The organism is Pleurocapsa sp. PCC 7327, assembly GCF_000317025.1.
Taxonomy (GTDB): domain Bacteria; phylum Cyanobacteriota; class Cyanobacteriia; order Cyanobacteriales; family Microcystaceae; genus Hydrococcus.
Window position 1 is genome coordinate 2479235 of sequence record NC_019689.1, and the last position, 17681, is coordinate 2496915.

The following is a 17681-nucleotide window of genomic DNA, read 5'->3' on the forward strand; positions in this document are numbered from 1 at the left end:
TAGCAAAAACAGAGCCGATTAGTCTAAATTTTATAGATATAGTTACTAACTGCGATCGCCCGTCGCCGAGCTAATCGTTTTTGCTTGTGCTTATATGACTTTTATCCGCATACCAAAATCCCGGGAAGTTTCAGAGAACGAAATTACCTCAGAAACCATCTATTTCAATCGCCGTCGCTTTCTAAAAACTTTAGTCGGTGCTGGGATTGGCGCAAGTTTAATTCCGCTGGCAGGATGTCAAAAATCTTCTTCCGAAGCTGCATTGGCAGCCAGCCTCGATTTGCCGAAAATTAGCTCTTTTCACACCAATCCTGCTTTTGCCAAGGTCGATCGCCCCATTTGCGATCGCGAGTTGGCAGGACGTTACAATAATTTTTACGAATATGGTAGCACCAAAAATATCTGGTTGAAAGCTCAAAAATTACCAACTGAAAATTGGCAAGTAGAAGTTACGGGATTGGTCAAAAATCCTCGTACTTACGATCTCGACGATCTCAAAAAAACTTTTCCTCTCGAAGAGAGAATTTATCGCTTCCGTTGCGTTGAAGCTTGGTCGATGGTTCTCCCTTGGATTGGCTTTCCGATGAAGTCGTTAATTGAAGCCGTCGAACCCACTTCAGCGGCTAAATTCGTGCGCTTTACCTCCTTTTACGACTCAGACGTGACCAAAGGGCCCGGTCTTCATTTAGGATCTCTTCCTTGGCCCTATACGGAAGGATTGCGCATCGAAGAGATGGCGAATGAATTAGCCTTTTTTGCCGTAGGAATTTACGGACGCGAGTTGCCCAAACAACACGGCGCGCCCATCCGCATGGTACTTCCTTGGAAGTATGGATTTAAAGGGGCAAAATCGATTGTCAAGATTGAGTTTGTCGATACTCAACCAGCAACCTTTTGGAATACGGTCGTACCGAAGGAGTACGATTTTGAGGCCAACGTCAATCCTACTAAACCCCATCCTCGTTGGTCGCAAGCGACTGAAAAATTTATCAGCAAAGGGCCGGGTTTATCGTGGGAATTTAAGGAAACTTTACCATACAACGGTTATGGAGAGTACGTTGCGAGTTTATATCGAGTTTAATTTTATGCAGAGGTAATGCTGTTGGTTTCTAAAAATAGCTCTAAATCTTTATAGGTGATGCCATAGGTCACGGTCGGCTTTTCGTATCCTTTGAGCGTTACTTCAGACTGATGAAATAGCGCTTGAGCTTCCTTAAATTCTGATAGGTAACTGTAAGTCGTCTCTCCGATCGCGATATCCAACCCGATTTCTTTTGTCGTCGATTCCAAACGAAAGGCTGCATTGACGGTATCGCCGATCGCCGTGTAATCTGGATGCTCGTCGCTGCCCGTATTGCCCACCATAGCATAGCCTGTATTGATTCCCGTGCCAATTCTCAACGGGAAAGGCAGCGGGTATTGAGCGCTCAATTCCTCTGTCATTTTATAGAGATCGCTAGCTGCCTGAAAAATTTGCAGCAGTTCCTCTTTTTTAGCTTCTTCGTGTCCGTGAAACCAGATTGCCATGATGGCATCGCCGATGTATTTGTCTACCCAACTGCCTGCGTCGCGAATGATATCTCCTGCTTGACGAAACCAGTTGCCGATCAGCGATGAGAGCATCTCTTCGTTTAACTGTCTGGTAAGGACGGTAAAGTCCCGCATATCCACTACCATCACGGACATCAGTCTTCGCTCGTGCAACACGGAGGTCATCGTTTCTCGATCTGAGTTGTGACGAGAGCTTTGCGCTTGGCGACTAGCAGAGGGACAATGAAACTCTACGTCAGTTTTGCCAAAGGTGACGCGATCGCTATCCCGTAACGTTACCGGAATACTGACTCTGCGTCCGTTGACAAACGTGCCGTTGCGACTGCCTAAGTCGATCAGAAAAAATTCTCCCGTCCCCATAGACTGTAAAATGGCGTGATGGCGAGAAATACAGTTATCGGAAATAACAAAATCATTATCTTTACCGCGACCGATCGTCCAATAGGTTTTGCCAACTAATGGTAGGTAGCGGTTACCTCTAGTTGTTTGAAGTAGCAAGTATGGATTTTGTCCTGGGTTCTCCACGGGTAGGCGAGCGATGTGAGTATAGATTTCTTTTTTAACTCATAGACGCTGCTAGCAAAAACAGACTATCCACTAAGATTGTACTCAATACTGCCCCAGCAAATGCCCACCAGTGTAATTCTGGTTTTTGTAGCGATCGCCACCCCACAACAATCAGTAAATCGACTAAAACGACTGCCCAACTGATGCCCCAAGGCGTTTGGATTTGCGCGATCGCGCTTTGAAAAATCGGTCTTGCTAACGCGGGATTGACTTGCATCAATTGTCGCCAGTAGGGAATTAACCCAGTTAAATAGAAAAATAAGTCTGTGATAGCAGTCCCCAACAAAGAACCGAGATAAAACCAGTTGCCTATTTTTCCCCAACCCCGCCACAAGCACCAGCAAGCAAACGGTACGCCAATCGACTCTACAGGCAGATGAATAAGGGGTTCCCAACGCAGCCATCCCCAATAAATCGAGCCAGCCAGCCAACTCCAACTAAATCCTATCAGCAAATCTCCCCAGATTTGCGTCTTCGGATGCTTAAGCAACGCGATTCCTAAGATCGCCCATCCACCTGTCAGCAATAAACTTACCCAGGGAAATAATCTCACCAGAGGAGTCTGAATAAAGACGGGAACGGAAACTAAAAAAGCTGCTGCTAAGAAAAAAAATCCAGCTTGACGTTCTCTCGTTTGAGTTAAAGATAGAACCTGCGAAGTTTTGCCTGATGGCAATGCGCGAGCGGAAGTGACAGAAGACGTGGAAGAAACCAAGGTTTGATTTATCAAAATGTTTTTAATATTCTTTACTTATCTTTACCTATCTCAATATACCATAGGTCAAGATTCCTTATATTTAAGGATAAAAGATGGGGCATAAATTGGAAAGACCTTCTGTAAGTCAATTAAGAGAGACAGGATAACTGGGGGATCCTTTTTTAAGGATGGGGAGACTGGGGGAGGGGGGAGACAATTAACTACTAACCAATTCCCAATGCGATCGGCAAACGCCCCGATTCGATGAATTCGATTTATAATATTATTTAAGGATTAAGGATTTCTAAAAATTTTTCAAAAACTTCATTTTTTCAATTTTTTTATCAAATAACAATTGACGACTTAAGTCTACTTTCTCAGTCTTTTTAACAATGGTGCGTCTGCCCTAAAACACCACTGGTAGCTTTAGGAAGGTAAAATATGTCTAGAACGACCGATCGCAATTCTTGGCTATCGCTAAAAACTGGCACGATTTCCTTCGAAAGCGCTGTGCGGATAGCAGCAAGTACGCTAATGTTGGGGATGTTAATCTCTATCCCCCCGTTGAATTTACCTGCTAGCGCATACAAGCTGAGTACCGGACAGACTGTCTTTTTTAAATCTCCCCGCTTAATTCGGGCTGCTGCCAGCCAAAACGCGCCAGGAGCCGCATCAACAACCTATCAGTTTACTATTGAAGTTCCCAAAAATGCGGGAGAAGCGCTAGCCGCCGTTACGATTACGCAGAAACCCAGTCCAGAACGGATTAAATTTGATGTCAGCCAAAGCAAAGCGTTTATCGGCGACAGTTTTGCTGGGGGATCGCAACTGGCTCTCTCTAGTATTGGCGGGAGCGAGCCATCGGAAGAAAACTCGGTGACTATAGCGTTTGACGAGCCTGTAGAACCCGGAACGACGGTAACGGTTTCTTTAAAAGCTTTACGCAATCCCGACCGAGGCGGCAACTATCAGTTTGGTGTTACGGCTTATCCAGTAGGAGAAAATAGCCTCGGTTTATATTTAGGTACGGCACGGTTGCAGTTTATGCCCCGTTAGCTCGCTTTTTGCTGAAAACTAAATCCTATCGGCTAAAGCCCTGAAACATCAGTAGTATGAGTGGTACGAAGTCCTTCGAGTTTGGAGACAATCTTAGGTTTGAGCTTTTCTAGTTCTTGTTTAAGTAGCTTTTTGGTCACTTGCGGCTTTCCTGGCTGGACGATTTGACTGGTATTTGCCCATTCAAGCAACATTTTGCATTGATTGGGTGCGATAGTAGACTTCATCACATGCTGGCATCGCTGGGGATTTTCTAAGGGAAAGAACAAAATCCAGTAGCAGCCAGTCTCTGCTAAAAGCCTAGCTAATTTCTGGCCGGCAGGCGTTTTGAGATCCAAATAACAGGGCAACCACCGAGGACCGTAGTCGCGGTGATAGAGAACCGTTATCCAGAGAATCGTTGGATGGGGATTGGGCATAAAGAGAAATTGGTTATAGCGGATGCTGGCGATGCGATTGTGAATGTCTTGGCGATCCAGCATGACCCACAAGCTAGTAAATATGCCCTCAGAAGTGCGAATCAAATTAGGAAAAACAATTTTTTGCTGGGGTTTATCTTCGGGCCAGGATTTTTGCAGGCAAATATCTTTCGTTGAACCCAGAGAGCTGCGAGAACTGCGGCTGATAGTTTTATCCTGCTCTAAAGTCGGTGGCAACTCGCGAGCAATTGGACGATTATTTTGATAAATGGGATCGATCCCGTCTAGAGCTTGGATCAGTTCGCTGACGCTTTGTGGGCGATCCTGGGGCGATTTGGCAAGGCACTTCACGATCAGTGCTTCTAATGCCGGAGGGATTTTTAAGCTAGGGTTGAATGGTTGAGGCTTGGCATAGTGATGGGCTTCATACCACCCGCCAAAGGAGGAATTTTCTGGGAAGATCGGCATCTCGCCCGTCAGCATCTCGTACATCATAATCCCCAGACTGTAAATGTCAGAACGATTGTCGAGTTCTTTGCCCTCCATTTGCTCTGGGGAACAGTAGGCGAGAGTTCCCATAAACGACTGGGTTTGCGATTCGCCAGACTGAATCAGCTTGGCAATTCCAAAATCGAGGATTTTAACTAATTCTCCTAAAGCAGAATCTTGCGTGACTAAAATATTGCTCGGTTTGATATCTCGGTGAATAATAGGACAAAGTTCGCCCCCAAATATGATTCCCTTATGGGCGCATTCCAAACCAAAACAAATTTGGCGAGTTAGCTTTAAGAATCGCGGCAGAGGGAGAGGTTGATATTTAATAACTTCACTGAGACTTTCTCCTTGAAGGTATTCCATGACATAGAAAGGAATATCTCTCTCATCGACTCCGTAGTCTCTGACACGAACGATGTGAATGCTTTTTTCGCCTAATTGGGCAGAAATGGTAGCTTCTCGCTCGAAGCGATCGCGCATTTTGTTGTTGAGTAATGCCTGAGAGAGGAATTTAACGGCAACAGTGACCCCTCCGAGTACTTTATCCTCGGCGCGATAAACGTGACCCATAGCACCGCTACCAACTAAGTCAACGAGTTGATAGCGGTTAGCGAGTAAGCGGCGGTGTCTGGAATCTGTCGTCATGATCGGGCGACTGTCTGAATGGTGAGTAATGTTTCTAAAAGCAATAGCTAATTAATCTGTCTCAAGGCTGACGTTCCAAAACGGCTTCTATGGTACATTCAAGTAAATGCCCCGCTAGAATGCCACCGGAAAGGTGATAGGTGTTATCGTTAACTCGATAATAGGTTTCAAAACCGCTCCGCCTTTGGCGATCGCTTAAAACCAAGTATCGTTGAACGATCGATTCCGGCCCAATCCATCCTTCTCCTTCAACTCGCCCCAAGAGACTTTGCTGTAGAACATAGGTGTACTGGCGTTCCTCCTCGTCGAGACGACCCCGATACTCAAAGGAGATTTCTTGGCGATCGCTGTCGGGAAAAACGATTTTGGTTACCATTGTGAACCAGTTTTCCTGATTCCAGGCAACAATGGTTCGACCTTTAACGGGAAAGACGATCCCGTTGCGTTCTAGCCAATGTCCTTCGATTGTCCAACGTCCCGCTTCCATCAAAAAGCTGTGCGTCAAGGCAGTACTCCTTATCCCATCTTGGGTTTTAAGGTTTAGATCGAGAAGGTCTGTTCTGGTAGACATTGCCAAAAATCCTCACTCGAATTGGATTATGGATCGATAGCGCGATCGGGTTTGAGGGGCGAATTTAGAAATCTACAATCATAGAATTCCCAAAAATCTTTAAAAGATCGCCATGACAATCAACAAAAAAAATTTGAGTTTTATCTAAGTCGTGATGGGAAGATGAATTTCTCCTAGTAATGTGGGTTGTTTTGCTCCAGTTACTTGCACTAAATTACCGGGAAAAGAACAACAAAAGCGCCAGTAAGCTAAAACGGCAAACGCGATCGCTTCTTTAGCATCTGCGCTGATTCCGACTTCATCGGTTGTCAAAACCTTCGCTTTGCCTGCTAATTTCTCTTCTAAACGTCGTTTTAAATAACGATTGCGACTGCCGCCACCACATAAAAGTACTTCATCGGGCATTCGCGGTAAAAATGTGCGATAGCTGTGGACGATTGAAGCCACGGTGAATTCTGTCAGAGTTGCCAGCCAGTCTGCCTCGCTGAGTTGATGGATTTGAGCCTCCTGCCAACAAGTGTCTAGATACGCTTCGCTAAATAATTCTCGTCCGGTAGACTTAGGTGGCGATTGTTGAAAGAAATCATGGGCTAACCATCGCTCTATCAGTTCCTGAGCTGGCATTCCTTGCGCTGCCCAATTGCCGTCTTTGTCGAACGTTTGCCGTCCGCCAGTCAGTTTAGATACTGCTAAATCCAGTAAGGCGTTTCCCGGTCCCGTATCCCAACCGCAAACCGACTCCTCCCAGTCGTTTTGCTGGCGGGCTGGCAGATAGGTGACGTTGCCGATGCCACCAATATTTTGCACGCAGCGATACAAAGTCGGATGGCTCAGCAAACAAGCATCGACTTTGGAAACCATCGGTGCGCCCTGTCCCCCCGCTGCAATATCCGCCGCCCGAAAGTTATAGACGGTGGGAATCCCCGTCAGATTGGCAATGACCTCTCCCCGTCCCAGTTGTAGGCTATAACCGATTTTGGATTGATTCTCTCTCTCTTCCAGAAAAGGTGGTCGATGAAAAACCGTTTGACCGTGAGAACCAATTAATTGTGCGGGGGGATTTCCCGTTTGAATTTTCTGTGCCGCTAGGGCAAATTGAGTGGCGATCGCGTCGTCTAATTCGGCAAATTCTGCCATCGATAGAGATTGTCCGCCACAAACCGCTAGAATTTGCTCTCTAAGCTCGATGGGATAGGGAAAGGTTTCTTCAGCTATTAGCTTGACTTGTAGCTCGATCCCCGTGCCAGTAATTTCTACTAGAGCAGCATCAATTCCATCGACAGAGGTGCCGCTTATTAAACCAATGCAGTACACTTAATTCCTTATTCGCTTGACCGATAACAACACTATAGGGAAAAGAACGCGAAAAGTTGAGAGTTTAGGATAAATTTTGGCAAAAAACATTTATAAGTCCGTACTTTATCTCGATCTCGCGAAAATACCCCACGAAAGTGGGGTACTTACTCCTAGTTATTTTTAACTCGGTACCAGACAATAAATGCAGTCTAGATTAGGCTTCGCTTTCGATGTAAATAAATAACAGACCCATGACAACGGCTGGCAAGAGCCAACAAACAATTGGAATCAGAATCCAAGGTAAATACGAAGCTGCATATGTACCTGTCATTTCAAATTCTCCTATCTAAAGTTTGAGGATTACGAGAAGAGTATTGCTATGCAAAAAAGACTTAATTATTGACAAGCCCGCGCATGATGGCATCAATAACACCTAAATTTTCTAGGAGGAAATAGGCAGTAAAAGCGCCGCCCATGCCGCCGACAAAGAAACCAGCCGTAAACTGGCTCCAGCCTTCCGAGGATTTCAGCGATGCATCGCCGGTTCCGATCGCTCGTCCGCCTTGGAAAGAGACAAGACCGTAGCTAGCTAAACAAGCCGTTGCAATGAGAATTATTGCTAAACCTGAAATTAAACCGCCCAGACTAGCAAACTCCGAATCCCGTAACGGTCCGAGTAAAACCCAAGGACCGATAATAAAATAGCCGTGAGCCATGCCAATCTCTAGACCTCTTAGGAGGGGAGATAGCCCCGGACGATAGGCGGGAAGATTGCCGATAAAAGCTTTAGTAAAATCGGAAGCAGAAATGGGGGTTGCTAGATGACCAGTAAAGGGATCGCCGTTATAAGGTTGAACTACTTGTTTGTAATCAGCCATCTTTTTAGAGTTCTCCTCTCTATTAAGAAAGTGAAATTTTTGAAAAACTCAAGAATCCATTTTAAGCATGGACAGGTAGTCGCACGGTCAAAATTCGTCTAAGCGTTAGAAAAGTTCATGAATTTCTCTATCCTTCGGTTAAGGAAGAGGGCAGAAAGATAAATGACTAATGACCGATGACCAATGATAATCTGGGATCGATTAATATTGGGATGAAGGACAATGAAACAGAGTCTTACTCCACACAATAGCAAACAACGGATTTTAGCGCGTTTATTTGCTGGCTTGCTATCTTTTATTTTTGCATTAGGCTTAATGGCAGCTCCTGCCAAGGCTACGGGAGCGTACGATCTGCCGTCTTTGGGGGTCGGGTCGTCAACTTGGGTGGTCGATTCGGCGGAGGTTATCAGCCTTGCCAATGAAGGCAAGCTGAGCAGTGCTTTGAAGCAATTAGCCCAAAAAACTGGCAATGAAGTAAGGATGGTGGTTATTCGCCGCCTCGACTTTGACGAGACGATTGACAGTTTCGCAGACAAGCTGTTTGCGAACTGGTATCCTACTCCAGAGGAGCGGGCTAATGAGACGCTACTGGTCATGGATACTTTGACAAATAGTACTGCCATTCGCACTGGGGAAGCTGTCAAAGCAATTATGTCCGATGAAATTGCCAAGAGCGTGGCTTCGGAAACAGTAGCCATTCCTCTGCGAGAAGGCAACAAGTACAATCAGGCATTGTTAGAGGCAAGCGATCGCTTGGTCGCCGTTCTCTCCGGTCAACCCGATCCCGGTCCTCCCAGCCAACAAGAACTCAATATTGAGAGTACTTTTGCCAGTGCAGAAGAAACCGACGATCGCAGTGCAACTGTCTGGGTTGTGGTGCTGTTAGTGTTAGCAACAGCAATTCCGATGGCAACCTACTTTTGGTACGTCGGCTTACCCGGACGCTAATCCTGAACGTATTCTGTCCCGTCGATCAGAGCATACTCAGCCCGCATGAATTCCCGTCCTAAATACGCTGCATGGTCGAGCATCGTGATGGGAGGTGGCTGGGTTTGCTCGAAAATTTTGACGCAAAGTTCTTTAGCCGTTCTGCCAGTGTATAGTGTTTGGGCAGTCCGTTCGACTTTTCCTTTGGCGGGAATCACTTTACCCGTTTCTGGATCGACGGCTAAGCCTTTTTCGTTGATGATATTGGTGAAGTGCTTGGCGCAGATCAGTCCGGCTTCGCGATCGAGATAAATGATAAAATACCCGCCCGGATCGAGTTCGATGTGGCGTTTGGAAAGTTCGTTATTGATAGAAGTAATGGTATCGGCTAATTGATTCATCTTGTCATTAAATCCCCGATCGACTAATTACTATAGTAGAAAATTATGCGACTTTCCAAACGATTCCCAAACTGTCGTTGGTGCAGTGACATTACAGGCAAACTAGCTTGTAGGCAGGCTTGATGAAGTTAAACTCAGATCTTGTACCTTTGGCATTAACGCCTAGAACTAAAGTTCTAGGCTCAAAGCTCAACTCGATTAAAATCGACTGAAATTCCTATTGGGTCTTTTTTAGAAGACTTTTTCGATCGTCTGGGAAATTAATGACAACAGCAGTAGTTGAGAGCGATCGCTTTTTTCCCTCAAAAAAAGCAGCACGCTTTGGTGCTGCCCAATTTGAATAGAAACAATTACTTACTAGGTTAGAGCTGCCATTTTCACGTCATTGTTTGCCAAGAGAGCTTGCAACTCTTCCGCGTCTACTGTTTCTTTCTCGACGAGGATTTGTGCCAATTGGTCGAGGACGTGACGATTGTTGACGAGAACATCTTTGGCGCGGCGATAAGCTTGTTCGACGAGAAGGCGAACTTCTTCGTCGATGGTTGCTGCCGTTTCATCGGAGAAGTCGCGATCCGATGCAATGTCGCGACCGAGGAAAACTCCGCCATTCTGCCGTCCCAAAGCCACGGGACCGAGGCGATCGCTCATACCGAAGCGCGTAATCATCTGACGCGCAACTCGCGCTACCTGTTGTAGGTCGTTTGCCGCACCCGTGGTCACTTCTTCTTCACCGAAGACGATCTCTTCGGCGATGCGACCGCCAAGGGCGACTGCCATTTGATTTTGCAGGTAGGCACGAGAATATAATCCTGCTTCCATGCGCTCTTCGCTAGGCGTAAACCAAGTCAAACCGCCAGCGCGACCGCGAGGGATGATGCTGATTTTCTGTACGGGGTCGTAATCGGGCATCAGAGCGCCCACTAGCGCGTGACCTGCTTCGTGATAGGCAACCAGAGTCTTGCGCTTTTCGCTCATGACGCGGTTTTTCTTCTCCGGACCCGCTAAAACGCGATCGATCGCGTCGTTGACCTCATCCATGGAAATTTCGGTGAGGTTGCGACGGGCGGCGAGAATAGCCGCTTCGTTCAAGAGGTTAGAGAGGTCGGCACCCGTGAATCCAGGAGTCCGGCGAGCAATCTTATCTAGGTCAACATCCTTGGCAAGGGTCTTGCCGCGAGCGTGAACTTTGAGAATTTCTTGGCGACCTGCATAGTCGGGGCGATCGACGACGACCTGGCGATCGAAACGACCCGGACGCAACAAGGCGGCATCGAGAACGTCGGGACGGTTGGTAGCGGCAATGACGATAATGCCCGTATTCCCCTCAAACCCATCCATCTCGGTGAGCAACTGGTTCAGAGTTTGCTCGCGCTCGTCGTTACCGCCGCCCAAACCAGCACCCCGCTGACGACCGACAGCATCAATTTCATCGATGAAGACTATACAAGGAGCGTTGGCTTTTGCTTGCTCGAACAGATCGCGGACGCGGGAAGCACCAACGCCGACGAACATTTCGACGAATTCTGAACCAGAGATGGAGAAGAAAGGAACGCCAGCTTCTCCGGCAACTGCACGAGCTAAGAGGGTTTTTCCGGTTCCGGGAGGTCCGACTAAGAGTACGCCTTTAGGAATTTTTGCCCCAACTGCCGTGAAGCGATCGGCATTTTTGAGGAAGTCAACGACTTCAGCTAATTCTAGCTTGGCTTGTTCGATTCCTGCTACGTCTCCGAAAGTCACCTGGGTTTGGGGTTCCATTTGCACTCTGGCTCTAGATTTGCCGAAGTTCATCGCTTGAGAACCGGGACCGCTTTGAGCGCGTCGCAGGAGTAAGAACAGTCCTACCAGCAACAAAATGGGGAAGAAAAGGCTGCTCAGAGCGCGGAACCAAACGCCATCATCTTTTTGGGGAAGCACTGAGATATCTACCCCGTTTTTGGTTAGGAAGTCGATCAGTTGAGGATCGTTGGGCAGAAGGTTGACCAAGACTTGCGTTCCATCTTGAGCGGGAACGATCGCTTTGGTGCGATCGGCGGTCAGTTTGACGCTCTCAACTCTGCCGCTGGTAACTTCTGAGATGAATTTATCGTATCTCCAAGTTGCCTGACTTTGGGGTTGTCTGTCTAAAAAGGCGGTCGCTAGGGCAATGACTACTATAGCTAGCAAGGCATACAGTCCTGCATTCCGCCACTTTTTATTATTGTTATTTTTGTTCACGCTTTAAGCCTCCTGGGATGTGAGGATGAGGATAGATTCATCGTTATGAGGATTTATTTTGAGCTTAGAGATCGATGCTCCTGGAATGTTAGGGATTCGCTTTGAATTCACTCGTTGTTAAATTATGTTAACCTTTCTCAGGAACTATTGACAGCATCGATTTTCATTTCGGTTTTTCTAGTGAGTCTAGCTGGGAGATCCAGTCTGGATCGGTAGTGTCTATAGTAGTAATGTAGGCTCGTTCGAGTTCGCTAAAGGGTTCGGCTGTCGCTTGCTGCTGCGCGAGCAAATCAACAGTCGCATCGGAGATGTCTTTTGTTCGCTGCAAAATGCGATCGCGCAACACTTCCATCGGAGCGCTACAATGGATAATCCGCAAGGGGATCTTGTTGGAGCGAGCATAGTCAATAGCAGGATCTCGCCATCTGTGCCGATCGTATTTGGCATCCAAGATGACTGAATATCCTTCGCTCACAAGCATTTTACCCAATTCCAACAAACGTTCGTAGGTTTTTTGGCTCATCTGCGGGGTATAGAGTTGGTCTCCTCCTCGTTCGGAGATCTCAATTCCTGCTAGATGCTTGCGTACCGCATCGGAACGAATGTGAATCGAACCAATACACTTGGCGAGCTGTTTTGCCACAGTGGTTTTTCCCGAACCCGACAATCCCGACATTAAAATGAGTTGTCCCTTTGTAGTTCTAGTATATTCCCAAGCCAATCGATAATAGTTGGCTGCCGTTTGTATGGCGATTTGTTTATCTTTCTCAGAAATAGCGGGATCGTCTAATAATAATGAAGTAACTTTGGCTCTAACATAAGCTTGGCGGCTCAAATAAAGTGGCAAGACTTGCAATCCTTGCCAGTCGCCAGTTTCTTCTAAATACGTGTTGAGAAAAATATTACTAAAGTCCTTTCTTCCCCGCGCGTCTAAATCCATTACCGTAAAGGCAACATCGTACATGACATCGACAAACCGAAATGGTTCGTTAAATTCAATGCGATCGAAAAGTTGAATTTTATCGTGCCACAGACAAATATTTTTCAGATGTAAATCGCCATGACATTCTCTAATGCGATCGCTGTCTTGACGGTGCTTAAATAATGCTTTCTTTTGGGAGAAAAAATCATCGGTAAACTGTTTAGTTTCATCATATTGCTTTTGCGTTTGAGCGATCCCTATATATTTCTCGGTTTGGTCGTAATTTTCATCGACTGCCTCTTTGATTTTTTCTACTTCTCCAAAACTCCGTATGTAATCGTTAGTCAAAGTTTGACGGTGAAAGCGAGCCACAACTTTCCCTAAATCCTCAAGATGGATTTCTGTCAGCTTTCCTTGCTCGATCATATTAATAAATAGATTTTCTTGAGGAAATCGATGCATTTTGAGAACGTATTCTATCGGTTCTCCCGTGCCATCTAAGATAAACCTGTCTCTGACTTGAGTAATTGGCAAAACTTCTAGATAAATATCCGGTGCGATCGCTTTATTCAATCGTAGTTCTTCATTTAAAAAATGTTGTCGTTTGGCTAAAGTAGAAAAATCTAAAAAGCCAAAATTGACAGATTTTTTGAGTTTATAAGCATGATCTCCAGCCAACAACACAGAGGAACAGTGAGTTTGAATTAATTGAATGGGTTCTCGAACCGGATGGGGATAAAATTCCGATTTTTGCATCTGTTCGATGAGAGGAGTAAATGTGGCAGACATAGTTTGAGAAGCTATCGACTTAAACTAGATGCTTAGGGCATAAAGCTGACTTTTTCCACCAAAAAATTAGCGGGCATATTGCCCGCATTATCTAATCTTAAGAAGCTGCTAGCAAGCCACTGTGTCTCAGTAACGGTTCGGTTTTGGGTTCTCGTCCTCGGAAAGCTTCGAAGACTTCCATCGGATGCAAACTTCCTCCCAACCCTAACACCGTATCTCGGAAACGTTTTCCAGTTGTAGTTACAGCATCTTCATTCTCTAACCCCGCCTCCTCAAAGGCAGCAAAAGCATCGGCACTGAGAACTTCTGCCCATTTGTAGCTGTAATAACCTGCCGCATAACCGCCAGCAAAGATATGTCCGAACGAACACAAGAAAGCATCTTCCGGTAAAGGTGGGATAACGGTAGTGATTTTAGCAATGCGATCGCGCACTTGGTAGGGCGTTTCTTCGCCGCCTGGTTGATAGCGATGGTGCAGTTCGAGATCGAGCAAACTAAAATGTAACTGCCGCAACATGGCAAAACCGCTCATGTAATTTTTGGCAGCTAGTAATTTCTGATAATAATGTTCTGGCAAAGGTTCCCCAGTTTCGTAATGCCTTGCCATGCTAAATAGAGTAGCGCGATCGTAGCACCAGTTTTCCATAAACTGACTGGGCAACTCGACCGCATCCCATTCCACATTATTAATTCCTGCCGCCCCAGAATAATCTACTTTGGTCAGCATGTGTTGCAATCCGTGACCGAATTCGTGGAAAAGGGTAGTCACCTCATCAAAAGTCATTAAACTGGGTTTGCCATCGACGGGAGGGGTTTGATTGCAGACCAGATAAGCGACGGGTAAACGAATGCTGCCATCTACCATTTTCGCCCGACCGATGCAATCATCCATCCAAGCACCACCGCGTTTTTCGGCAGGACGGCTATAGGGATCGAGATAGAAATAGGCGATCGCTTCTCCAACTTCATTGTTAATCTGGAAATAGCGTACATCTTCCTGCCAAACTGGGGCTTGTCCGTCCGCAGGAATAATCGTGACTGCAAAGATACGCTTAACCAAGCTAAATAATCCTTCTAACACTTGTGGTAAAGGAAAATATGGGCGTAACTCCTCGGCATTAAAATCAAACTTGGCTTCTCGCTGTCTTTCCGACCAAAAAGCAATATCCCAGGGTTTCAAATCGTCGGTTTGGGCAAACGCTTTTAACTCTTCTAATTCCCTTACAGCCGCATCATAACTCGCGCCGCGCAGTTCTTCGAGTAAGTTTTCTACAGCTTCCACGTCAGGAGCCATTTTTCTAGCGAGACTGACTTCTGCGTAACTGTTATACCCCAGTAATGCGGCTTTTTCTTGGCGCAGTCGTAGAATTCTGTCGATTAAAGGATTGTTGTTTAATTCGCCGCTAGAGGCGCGGCTAATGAAAGCTTTGTAGAGTTTTTCCCGCAATTCCCGATTGGTACTGTATTTCATAAAGGGGAGATAGCTGGGGTAGTCTAGCGTAATAACCCAAGATCCTTCCTCTGGCGTGGCGTTCTCTTCTCCTTCGACGCGGGCAGTTTGGGCGGCTAAACTGAGAAGGCTAGCGGGTAAACCATCTACGTCTTGCTTATCCGTTAGTTTGAGTTTAAAGGCTTTGGTTGCATCCAAGACATTATTAGAAAACTTAGTAGAGAGTTCCGCCAACTCCAGCTGAATTTGGTTGAAGCGTTCCCGTTTTTCGGCTTCGAGTCCTACTCCCGATAGTTCTGCATCGCGGATAGCTGCCTCGACAATGCGTTTTTGGGCGCTTTCGAGCGCATTCCACTCTTGTCCGTCGCGCAACGCTTTAAACGCCTCGTAGAGGGGTTTGCTTTGGCTGAGTTTATTGATAAATTGAACGACTTGGGGTTGGACGATTTCGTAAGCTTGCCGCAATTCGGGACTATTTTTTACGCCCATCAAATGTCCTACGATTCCCCAACTCCAGGTTAAGCGTTCTTCAATTTTAGTCAAGGGTTCGACTAAACTCGACCAAGTGGGAGTAACGTTGGCTTCTAGGTTAGCAAGTTCGGTTTCTAAGTCAGCTAACAGTTGAGTCATCGCGGGAACGATGTGTCCCGGCTGGATTTTGTCAAAGGGAGGAAGTCCTTTGCCGATAAGTAAGGGATTATCGATCGCAGTCGCGTTAGTCATGCTTGGGTAATTTATATTTCTATGTAGTTCGCTATTTCTTACCCTAGCGCGATTGAAGGGTATGTTGCCGCGCGTGCTGATTTGGAAATTTCTCTATTTGACTTCGATACGTTTGCTCGACGTTAGCGGATTGAAGGTCAATCCCATGAAGGTACTTGTGTCATCTCTTCAGATAGATCTAACTCTGGCGTTTGAGTTAAAAAGGGCAAACCCGCACCTGCCAATCCTCGCTTAATCCTAAAAGGCGTTGTTTCAAAAACGATAAATAGAGGATAGGTTTTGGCGACTCCTTCGCTCAACATGTGTTGCTCGCTGAGGGGCATCAGCCATTCATAATCCCTATCCAAATAAACCTGCATCTTACGCCAGCGACCGAGCAGCTGAGAAAAATCTTCTTGGGGACGATGGATAAAAATCAGGATTTCCGTCTCCATTTTAATTTTCCACTCCGGATCGCAGGTAAGAATTGCGAGATCGCAGGGCAAATGAATCGTTTCTCTTAAATTTGCCGCACTCGCGCCCTTTTGACCGACAGATTGAGAGCTGCGAATTCTCGCAACTGGTAAAGGAATGGTAATCAAGCTTTCCTCTGGGCGACGCATGCTAGGAATCATCTCCAGATAAGAGCGATACTGTTTGAGGAGCGCGATCGCACCTTCGCGGCTACTGTACTCCGACAGCAGGGTTTCGTAATCAGATTGCTTGACAGACATAACGTTATTAGAAGGAGGAAAACTCGTGAATGATGAACGATGAACGATGAAAAATAAGTTTTTAGAAGCTATTCTTTTCATAATTCACAATTCATCATTCAGAATTCGGCATTCATTATCCGAGTTGATCGAAGATGGAGAACATCGGTAGATACATAGACAGCAGAATGGTTCCTACCATCCCAGCGATCGCGACCATCATCAAAGGTTCTATAATGCTAGTTAAAGCTTTGAGGGCTTGTTCTACTTCATCTTCATAGAAATCAGCGACTTTCATCATCATCGAATCCAGCTCCCCCGTCTCTTCGCCAATGCTGATCATTTGAATCGCGAGAGGAGGAAACACGTTAGCTTTTTGCAACGCCAGACTCATCATGCCACCTTGCTGAATTTCCGCCTTGGCTGCCGAGATCGCGTTAGCAATCACTTGATTGCCCACGGTATTGCAGACTATCTCTAAAGACTGGATGATAGGTACGCCCGAACGAGTCAAAGTTCCAAATACCCGACAGAAACGAGCCACGGCTGATTTTTCATTCAAATCCCCAAAAAGTGGCAGCTTTAACATCAAAGCATCTATCTGCAAGCGTCCGGCGGGAGTTTTATAGTATCGTCTAATCAAGAAGACAGTTACCATGATGGCAACGATGGGAATGAGAATTTTCGGACTTCTCATGATGTCGCTCAAAAAGAGCATAAACTTGGTCAACGCAGGTAATTCTGCCCCCAAACTTTTGAAGATGTTAGCAAAAATAGGGATAAGAAAGACGGTCATCGCGAAAAATACGACCACTGCCAAGATCCCAACTGCAACTGGATAAGCCATAGACGATTTGATTTGGTTTTGTAGCCGAGCCATATCCTCCAGCAGCTTAGCCAATCGGTTCAGCACCTCGTCGAGAACGCCACCTGCTTCGCCTGCTTCTACCATATAGATATAAAGCTCATCGAAGCATTCGGGGTGTTTGCTCATGGCATCAGAAAGATTACCTCCCTGCTGAACGTCAGCACTAATCGCCAAAAGGGCTTTTTTGAGCTTGGGATTGGGAGACTGGTCGGCTAAAACTGCCAAGGAGCGGACAATTGCCACCCCCGCGTCGATCATTACCGAAAATTGACGGGAAAAAACAGCTTTGTCTTTGACGGAGACTTTACTAAGAGCTAACTCCAAACCGGATAGATCGATATCCATGTTTATGCCCGCTTTTTTGATTTTTCCAATCGTGGTATATTTCCCTTTGAGTAGGGTGCGGACTTGTTCTGGAGACATCGCCTCCACTTTTTCTTGGTGGGTTTTCCCTGAAGAATCAATAACTTGAGCAATAAAAGTAGGCATAATAGGTCAATTCAAAATTTACAATTGGACA

16 protein-coding genes are annotated in these 17681 nt (G+C 46.1%); 3 read left to right on the forward strand and 13 right to left on the reverse strand.

What is annotated here, in order from left to right; translation table 11 throughout:
• Nucleotides 1-94: 94 nt before the first annotated feature.
• On the forward strand, nt 95-1081 hold the full coding sequence (gene msrP, locus PLE7327_RS11045; protein WP_015143913.1) for a protein-methionine-sulfoxide reductase catalytic subunit MsrP: 987 nt from the start codon (nt 95-97) through the stop codon (nt 1079-1081).
• Between the two features lie 2 nt (nt 1082-1083).
• Here msrP and PLE7327_RS11050 read toward each other — a convergent pair whose 3' ends face one another.
• A complete protein-coding gene (locus PLE7327_RS11050; protein WP_015143914.1) occupies nt 1084-2076 on the reverse strand; it encodes an adenylate/guanylate cyclase domain-containing protein in 993 nt (330 codons plus the stop codon).
• A 34-nt stretch (nt 2077-2110) separates the two neighbouring features.
• Complete coding sequence (locus PLE7327_RS11055; RefSeq protein ID WP_015143915.1) at nt 2111-2833, reverse strand: DUF3120 domain-containing protein; 723 nt, start codon at nt 2831-2833, stop codon at nt 2111-2113.
• Nucleotides 2834-3256: 423 nt separating this feature from the next.
• Between PLE7327_RS11055 and PLE7327_RS11060 the strand changes: the two genes are divergently transcribed.
• Entirely contained in the window at nt 3257-3871 is a 615-nt protein-coding gene (locus tag PLE7327_RS11060; protein WP_015143916.1) for a DUF2808 domain-containing protein, read from the forward strand.
• Between the two features lie 32 nt (nt 3872-3903).
• Here PLE7327_RS11060 and PLE7327_RS11065 read toward each other — a convergent pair whose 3' ends face one another.
• The 5 genes from PLE7327_RS11065 to PLE7327_RS11085 form a co-directional block, all read right to left on the reverse strand.
• Nucleotides 3904-5430 carry a serine/threonine-protein kinase gene (locus PLE7327_RS11065; protein WP_015143917.1) on the reverse strand — a complete coding sequence of 509 codons (1527 nt, stop codon included), beginning with the start codon at nt 5428-5430 and terminating at the stop codon, nt 3904-3906.
• Nucleotides 5431-5491: 61 nt separating this feature from the next.
• Nucleotides 5492-5935, reverse strand: coding sequence for a hypothetical protein (locus PLE7327_RS11070; RefSeq protein ID WP_041393160.1), 444 nt, complete (start codon nt 5933-5935; stop codon nt 5492-5494).
• A gap of 210 nt (nt 5936-6145) precedes the next feature.
• Nucleotides 6146-7315: an anhydro-N-acetylmuramic acid kinase gene (locus tag PLE7327_RS11075; RefSeq protein WP_015143919.1), complete on the reverse strand. Its 1170-nt coding sequence runs from the start codon at nt 7313-7315 to the stop codon at nt 6146-6148.
• Nucleotides 7316-7511: 196 nt separating this feature from the next.
• Entirely contained in the window at nt 7512-7628 is a 117-nt protein-coding gene (locus PLE7327_RS11080) for a photosystem I reaction center subunit VIII (RefSeq protein ID WP_015143920.1), read from the reverse strand.
• A 61-nt stretch (nt 7629-7689) separates the two neighbouring features.
• Nucleotides 7690-8175 carry a photosystem I reaction center protein subunit XI gene (locus tag PLE7327_RS11085; RefSeq protein WP_015143921.1) on the reverse strand — a complete coding sequence of 162 codons (486 nt, stop codon included), beginning with the start codon at nt 8173-8175 and terminating at the stop codon, nt 7690-7692.
• A gap of 222 nt (nt 8176-8397) precedes the next feature.
• On the opposite strand from PLE7327_RS11085, the gene psb32 reads away from it, so the two are divergent.
• On the forward strand, nt 8398-9123 hold the full coding sequence (gene psb32 / locus PLE7327_RS11090) for a photosystem II repair protein Psb32 (protein ID WP_015143922.1): 726 nt from the start codon (nt 8398-8400) through the stop codon (nt 9121-9123).
• Here psb32 and PLE7327_RS11095 read toward each other — a convergent pair.
• From PLE7327_RS11095 to PLE7327_RS11120, 6 genes are all read right to left on the reverse strand, one after another.
• Nucleotides 9120-9503, reverse strand: coding sequence for a DUF4346 domain-containing protein (locus PLE7327_RS11095; RefSeq protein WP_015143923.1), 384 nt, complete (start codon nt 9501-9503; stop codon nt 9120-9122). The genes psb32 and PLE7327_RS11095 overlap by 4 nt on opposite strands.
• Nucleotides 9504-9860: 357 nt before the next feature.
• Nucleotides 9861-11717: an ATP-dependent zinc metalloprotease FtsH3 gene (gene ftsH3 / locus PLE7327_RS11100; protein ID WP_015143924.1), complete on the reverse strand. Its 1857-nt coding sequence runs from the start codon at nt 11715-11717 to the stop codon at nt 9861-9863.
• Nucleotides 11718-11880: 163 nt separating this feature from the next.
• Complete coding sequence (locus tag PLE7327_RS11105) at nt 11881-13428, reverse strand: AAA family ATPase (protein ID WP_015143925.1); 1548 nt, start codon at nt 13426-13428, stop codon at nt 11881-11883.
• A 97-nt stretch (nt 13429-13525) separates the two neighbouring features.
• Complete coding sequence (locus PLE7327_RS11110) at nt 13526-15601, reverse strand: M3 family metallopeptidase (protein WP_015143926.1); 2076 nt, start codon at nt 15599-15601, stop codon at nt 13526-13528.
• 137 nt (nt 15602-15738) lie between these two features.
• Complete coding sequence (locus PLE7327_RS11115; protein WP_041392063.1) at nt 15739-16314, reverse strand: hypothetical protein; 576 nt, start codon at nt 16312-16314, stop codon at nt 15739-15741.
• A gap of 115 nt (nt 16315-16429) precedes the next feature.
• Complete coding sequence (locus tag PLE7327_RS11120) at nt 16430-17650, reverse strand: type II secretion system F family protein (RefSeq protein WP_015143928.1); 1221 nt, start codon at nt 17648-17650, stop codon at nt 16430-16432.
• Nucleotides 17651-17681: the final 31 nt, after the last annotated feature.